General features: G+C 72.9%; 6 protein-coding genes and 2 tRNA genes. 7 read left to right on the top strand and 1 reads right to left on the bottom strand.

What is annotated here, in order from left to right; genetic code table 11:
• The first annotated feature begins 53 nt into the window (after positions 1-53).
• The 4 genes from H9657_RS18790 (at position 54) to H9657_RS18775 (ending at position 2,953) form a co-directional block, all read left to right on the top strand.
• Entirely contained in the window at positions 54-1,115 is a 1,062-nt protein-coding gene (locus tag H9657_RS18790) for a COG1470 family protein (protein WP_191784964.1), read from the top strand.
• Between the two features lie 51 nt (positions 1,116-1,166).
• On the top strand, positions 1,167-2,210 hold the full coding sequence (locus H9657_RS18785) for a LacI family DNA-binding transcriptional regulator (protein ID WP_191784963.1): 1,044 nt from the start codon (positions 1,167-1,169) through the stop codon (positions 2,208-2,210).
• A 97-nt stretch (positions 2,211-2,307) separates the two neighbouring features.
• A tRNA-Pro gene (locus tag H9657_RS18780) sits at positions 2,308-2,381 on the top strand.
• Positions 2,382-2,509: 128 nt separating this feature from the next.
• Positions 2,510-2,953 carry an iron chaperone gene (locus tag H9657_RS18775; RefSeq protein WP_191784962.1) on the top strand — a complete coding sequence of 148 codons (444 nt, stop codon included), beginning with the start codon at positions 2,510-2,512 and terminating at the stop codon, positions 2,951-2,953.
• Between the two features lie 37 nt (positions 2,954-2,990).
• Here H9657_RS18775 and H9657_RS18770 read toward each other — a convergent pair.
• A tRNA-Gly gene (locus H9657_RS18770) sits at positions 2,991-3,061 on the bottom strand.
• 284 nt (positions 3,062-3,345) lie between these two features.
• On the opposite strand from H9657_RS18770, the gene tig reads away from it, so the two are divergent.
• The 3 genes from tig to H9657_RS18755 all read left to right on the top strand — a co-directional run bounded on the left by tig (position 3,346) and on the right by H9657_RS18755 (position 6,339).
• Positions 3,346-4,737: a trigger factor gene (tig, locus tag H9657_RS18765; protein WP_191784968.1), complete on the top strand. Its 1,392-nt coding sequence runs from the start codon at positions 3,346-3,348 to the stop codon at positions 4,735-4,737.
• 247 nt (positions 4,738-4,984) lie between these two features.
• Positions 4,985-5,608, top strand: a complete 624-nt coding sequence (locus H9657_RS18760) for an ATP-dependent Clp protease proteolytic subunit (protein ID WP_191784961.1) — start codon at positions 4,985-4,987, stop codon at positions 5,606-5,608.
• Between the two features lie 35 nt (positions 5,609-5,643).
• Complete coding sequence (locus H9657_RS18755) at positions 5,644-6,339, top strand: ATP-dependent Clp protease proteolytic subunit (protein ID WP_318241611.1); 696 nt, start codon at positions 5,644-5,646, stop codon at positions 6,337-6,339.
• Positions 6,340-6,371 lie beyond the last annotated feature (32 nt).

The raw sequence follows: 6,371 nt of genomic DNA, 5'->3' as shown, positions 1-6,371 counted from the left end.
CCCCCCCCCACCCCGTTCACCATGAGGACAGGTGTGCTGTGCGTGCTGTAGTCGTGACGCTGATCGGCCTGGGGCTCGCGGCCGCCGGTGCGGGTCCCGCCCTGGCGGCGAACGAATCGCAGGCCGAGCCGTCGAGCACCACGTGGGCGTTGCAGCCGGCCGACGCCGCCGGCCCCGACGGACGGGTGTCGCTGCGGCACGTCCTGGACGAGGGTGCCGGCGCGTCCGACCACGTCGCGCTCACCAACTTCGGTGAGCGGCCCGCGACGTTCGCCGTCTACGCGAGCGACGGCACGGTCACGGACGACGGGTTGTTCGACCTCCTGCCCGCAGGGGAGGAGGCGACGGGCGCGGGAACCTGGATCACGGTGTCCCCCGGCGAGGTCGCGACCGTCCGCGACGGCGGTGGTGTGACCGTGCAGGTGCCGGCCGCCTCCACGGTGACGCTGCCCGTGGAGATCGACGTCCCGCCCGGGGCGTTGCCGGGGGACCACCCCGCCGGCGTCGTCGCCGAGCTCGTCCGCGGTGGCGGCCCCAGCATCGGCGTGGCGTCCCGCGTCGGCGTCCGGGTGCACCTGCGCGTCGCGGGGGACGTGGTGGCGGAGCTCGTCCCGGAGGTCCTGAGCGCGTCGTACCGTCCGTCGTGGAACCCGTTCGCACGCGGCACGGTCGAGGTGGAGGTCGGCGTCGAGAACGCGGGCAACGTCCGGCTCGGGTCCCGGACCGTCGTGACGACCGCCGGCCCGTGGGGTGCCGGGCGCGCAGAACGGCGCGAGGAGGTGCGCGAGGTCCTTCCCGGACGGTCGGCGTCGGTCGCGCTCGAGCTGCCGGTCGTCCCGCTGTTCCGCGTGTGGGGCGACGTGGGCGTCGACCCCGTCGTCGTCGGCGAGGACGACGTGGAGGTGCGGCTGCGGCCCGGGACCGCGTCCTTCACCGTCTGGGCCGTCCCGTGGGCCCAGATCGCCCTCGTCCTCCTGGTCGTGGGGGCGGTCGTCGCCGTCCGCGTGCTGCGGCGCCGCGCCGCCGTGCGCGTGCAGGCGCGGATCGACGCGGCGGTCGCGCAGGCCACGGGTCGGGAGGTCCGGTCGGCGGGGGAGGAGTCGCCGGTGGAGTGACCGGGCACACCGGGCGCACCGGGCCCGTCGGGCGCGTCGTACGATCCCCAGATGTCCGTCACCCCGCGCCGTCCGGGCGGCAGCACCGCGCGCGTCACGCTCGCCCAGGTCGCGGCTCGTGCCGGTGTGTCGGTCGGGGCGGTGTCGCAGGTCCTCAACGAGCACCCCAGCAGCCGCATCTCGACCGAGGCGCGCGCCCGCATCGTGGCCGCGGTCGACGAGCTCGGGTACCGCCCCAACCTCGTCGCCCGGAGCCTGCGGACCGCCCGCACCGACACGTACGGCTTCGTGTCGGACTCGGTCACGATCACGCGCCACGCGAGCGGCATCCTGCGCGGCGCCCTCGACGCGGCGCGCACGGCCGGTGGCTTCCTGCTCATCGCCGAGACCGCCGGGGACCCCCGCCAGGAGCAGGAGGCGGTCCAGTCCCTGCTCGACCGCGGGGTCGACGGCATCGTCTTCGCGGCCATGAAGTCGCGCGGGCCCATGCACCCGCTCCTCCCGCCGGGTCTGCGGACGGTCAACGTCAACGTCGCGGACCCGCGGACGGCGTCCGTGCTGCCCGACGAGTTCGAGGGGGGCGGCCGGGCGGTCCGGGTGCTCGCCGACGCCGGCCACACCGAGATCGCCCTCGTCGGGTCCGGGCTGGCCGACGTCGGGGCGGAGGTCAGCTACACCGCGCGGCGCCGGCTCGCGGGCATCGGCGCGGCCACGGGGAGCCGCGGCGTGGCGGTCGTCGCGGAGCTCCACTGCGACGACTGGCAGGTCGAGGCGGGCTACGAGGCGGTGCGGGACCTGCTGACGCGCAGACGACCGACGGCCCTGCTGTGCCTCAACGACCGGCTCGCCGTCGGTGCGTACCACGCGCTCGCGGAGGCGGGCCTGCGGGTGCCGGCCGACGTGTCGGTCGTGTCGTTCGACGACGACGAGATCGCGGCGACCCTGCGGCCCGGGCTCACGACCGTCGCGATCCCGCACGAGGAGATGGGGCGGCTCGCCGTCGAGATGATGATCTCGGGCGCCGAGCTGCCGAGCGGCGACGTGCTCGTCCCCATGGCGCTGCACGAGCGGGCGTCCGTCGCGCACGTGCGCTGACGGCGTGGTCGCACCGCCGTCGGACGGCCGTGCCCGTGGGCTGCCTGCGCTGTCGGCGCAGGTAGGGTGAGGTCGTCGTCGCGCCGTGCGCGACGCGCGGGGTGTGGCGCAGGTTGGTAGCGCGTCCGCTTTGGGAGCGGAAGGTCGCCGGTTCGAATCCGACCACCCCGACCCTGTCCGCCCCTCGAGCCGTGACGTCACCGGCCCGAGGTACCGCAGCCGATCGGTCAGGATCCGAGAAGCGGCGTCGGGGGCCGTGTCCCTAGCGTGGTGCTCCCAGCGGACCACGGGAGGACACCATGACCGACGCCTCGACGTCCACGGGCGGCACGTTCACCGACGAGGAGCGTGCGGCGATGAGGGCGCGCGTCGACGAGCTCAGGACGCAGGGCCGGGCCGGGGGCAGGGCGGCGGACCTCGAGGCGGAGGTGCTCGCGCGGATCGCCGAGATGGCCGATGCCGACCGGGTCCTCGCCGAGCGGGTCCACGCGATCGTCCTCGCGCACGCGCCGCACCTCGCGCCCCGCACCTGGTACGGCATGCCGGCCTACGCCAAGGACGGCAAGGTGCTGTGCTACTTCAAGCCCGCGGCGAAGTTCCGGATGCGCTACGCCACGCTCGGCTTCGAGGACCCTGCCGCGCTGGACGAGGGCGCGATGTGGCCGACGGTGTTCGCGCTCACGTCGGTCACGCCCGAGGTGGAGGCGGCGATCGCGGGGCTGGTGCGCCGGGCGGCGGCCTGATGCGGGCCCGCTGACGGGGGCATCGGCGGGGCGTCGGAGCGGACGACGGGAATCGAACCCGCGTAGCCAGTTTGGAAGACTGGGGCTCTACCATTGAGCTACGTCCGCGCGCGCCGGGTGGGTACCCGGCGGCGCAGCAAGGGTACCGGTTCCGCGGGGGGCGTCGTCGCCACCACCGCTTTGGCGGCCGGTCCCGCTCGTGGCGTAGCATCGAGGGTCGCGCGTACGCGCCGTCGGGTGTTCTCACGTCGCCTCCCCGGGACTCGTCCCGCGAAGGTCACGACGTCGCCCGGGCCGCAGCGTGCGCAGCGCCTCCCAGAGCGTGCAGAGCGAAGCGAGCCACCTCGTCGGAACCTCCGACGCCCGGCCATGACCAAGTGGAGACCATCGAAGTGAAGAGCGCCGTCGAGACCCTGGACCCGACCAAGGTCAAGCTGTCCGTCGAGGTGACGTACGACGAGCTCAAGCCGAGCATCGAACACGCCTACCAGCACATCGCCGAGCAGGTGACGGTGCCGGGCTTCCGCAAGGGCAAGGTGCCGCCGCGCATCATCGACCAGCGCGTCGGGCGTCCGGCGGTCATCGAGCACGCCGTGAACGAGGGCCTGTCGGGCTTCTACGCCGAGGCCGTGCGCGAGAACAAGCTGCGGCCCATGGGTCAGCCCGAGGTCGAGGTGACGAAGGTCCCCGGTCTCGTGCCCGCCGCCGCCGGTGACGAGGGCGAGCTGCACTTCACCGCCGAGGTCGAGGTGCGCCCCGAGATCACGCTGCCGGAGCTCGACGGCCTGAGCGTCACGGTCGACGACGTCGAGGTCTCCGACGAGGACGTCGACGCGCGTCTCGACGCGCTGCGCGAGCGGTTCGGCTCGCTCGTCGGCGTGGACCGTCCCGCGCAGGCCGGCGACTTCGTCGTCATCGACCTCGCGGCGACCATCGGCGACGAGGTCGTGGACCAGGTCTCCGGCACGAGCTACCAGATCGGCTCGGGCAACATGCTCGAGGGCCTCGACGAGGCGCTGACGGGGCTGTCCTCGGGCGAGACGACGACGTTCGAGACCGTGCTCGTCGGCGGCGACCGCAAGGGTGAGACGGCGAACGTGTCCGTCACGGCCACGGCCGTCAAGGAGCGTCAGCTGCCCGAGGTCGACGACGAGTTCGCGCAGCTCGCGAGCGAGTTCGACACGATCGACGAGCTCAAGGCGGACCTGCGCGAGCAGGCGGGCCGGATCAAGGCGTCGAACCAGGCCGTGCAGGCGCGCGACCTCCTGGTCGAGAAGCTCACCACCGAGACCGAGATCCCGGTCCCGGCCGGCGTCGTCGAGGCCGAGGTGCACCGCCACCTGGAGTCCGAGGGCCGGCTCGAGGACGACGAGCACCGTGCCGAGGTCACCGAGCAGGCCCAGTCGGCGCTGCGCAACCAGATCCTGCTCGACACGCTGGCCGAGCAGCTCGACATCAAGGTCAGCCAGAGCGAGCTGCTCGACTACCTCGTGAGCGCCTCGCGCCAGTACGGCATGGACCCCAACACCTTCATCACGACGCTCGACCAGCAGGGCCAGATCCCCGCCATGGTGGCCGAGGTCGCCCGCTCCAAGGCGCTGGCCGTCTCGCTGCGCAAGGTCGCCGTCGTCGACGGCTCGGGTGCAGCGGTCGACCTGTCCGAGTTCATCGGCAGCGACGAGGAGGACGAGGCGCTCGAGCAGGCGGAGGCCCCGGCCGCCGACGCCGCCACCGACTTCTCGGCCGTGGCGTCCGGCGAGGACAGCGCCGACGAGAAGGCCTGACGCGCCGCCCCTCGGGGCACACGTCGTGACGGCCCCGCCGCCCCCTGCCGGGGGTGGCGGGGCCGTCGTCGTCCGGGCCGCGGCCGTCCGGGCGCCACCGCTGCGCCGACAGCGAAACGGCGCGTCGGTGGGACATGGGCCGGCGGCGTCGGGCGTTAGGGTCGCTGCAACGCGTGACCGGCCGCAGTCCCCGACGTGGGGGCCGCACCGCCGCGCAGGTAGCACGCAGCCAGACGAGGGAGCCTTCGTGAACGAGCAGGTGCCGGGTCTGGCCCGGGCAGATTCTCCGGGCCTCGGCCTCAACGATTCCATCTACAACCGACTGCTCCGCGAGCGCATCATCTGGCTCGGCTCGGAGGTCCGTGACGAGAACGCCAACGCCATCTGCGCGCAGATGATGCTGCTGGCCGCGGAGGACCCCGACAAGGACATCTGGCTGTACATCAACTCGCCCGGCGGGTCGATCACGGCCGGCATGGCGATCTTCGACACGATGCAGTACATCAAGCCGGACGTCGCGACCATCGCGATGGGCATGGCGGCGTCGATGGGCCAGTTCCTGCTCTCCTCGGGCACCAAGGGCAAGCGCTACGCGACCCCCCACGCCCGCGTGATGATGCACCAGCCGTCGGGCGGCATCGGCGGCACGGCGACCGACGTGCGGATCAACGCACAGCTCATCCTGCACATGAAGAAGGTGCTCGCCGAGCTGATCGCCGAGCAGACGGGCAAGAGCGTCGAGCAGATCAACGCCGACTCGGACCGTGACCGCTGGTTCACCGCGCCCGAGGCGCTGGAGTACGGATTCGTCGACCACGTCGTGTCCAGCTCCCGCTCCGTCGCCGGTGGCGGCGGGACCACGCAGTCCTGACGGCCACCGCGAACGCATCAGCGAGGAGAACCTTCGTGAGCATGGAGTCCCAGTTCATCGCCCGTGCCGACCGGCTGGCCGGCGGCACGGCGCCCGTGTCCCCGAGCGGTCGCTACGTGCTGCCGCAGTTCGAGGAGCGCACCGCCTACGGCTTCAAGCGCCAGGACCCGTACACCAAGCTGTTCGAGGACCGCATCATCTTCCTCGGCGTGCAGGTGGACGACGCCTCGGCCGACGACGTCATGGCGCAGCTGCTCGTCCTGGAGTCGACGGACCCCGACCGCGACATCACGCTGTACATCAACTCGCCCGGCGGCTCCTTCACGGCGCTGACGGCGATCTACGACACGATGCAGTACATCAAGCCGCACATCCAGACGGTCTGCCTCGGGCAGGCGGCCTCGGCCGCGGCGATCCTGCTGGCGGCCGGCTCGCCCGGCAAGCGCCTGGCGCTGCCCAACGCGCGCGTGCTGATCCACCAGCCCGCGATGGAGGGCGGTGGCTACGCGCAGGCGTCGGACATCGAGATCCAGGCCAACGAGCTCATCCGCATCCGCGAGTGGCTCGAGGCGGCGCTCGCGCAGCACACCGGACGCCCGATCGAGCAGGTGCGCCAGGACATCGAGCGCGACAAGATCCTCACGGCCGCCCAGGCCAAGGACTACGGGATCGTCGACCAGGTGCTCGAGAGCCGCAAGGGCGTCCACCCCACGGTGGTCCAGCCCGCCTGACGGCCCGACCCCGGGTGCCGCCCCTCCAGGGC

It is taken from the genome of Cellulomonas avistercoris (assembly GCF_014836445.1).
In the GTDB taxonomy this organism is placed as follows: Bacteria; Actinomycetota; Actinomycetes; order Actinomycetales; family Cellulomonadaceae; genus Cellulomonas; species Cellulomonas avistercoris.
This window is presented reverse-complemented; position numbering and strand designations above follow the sequence as displayed.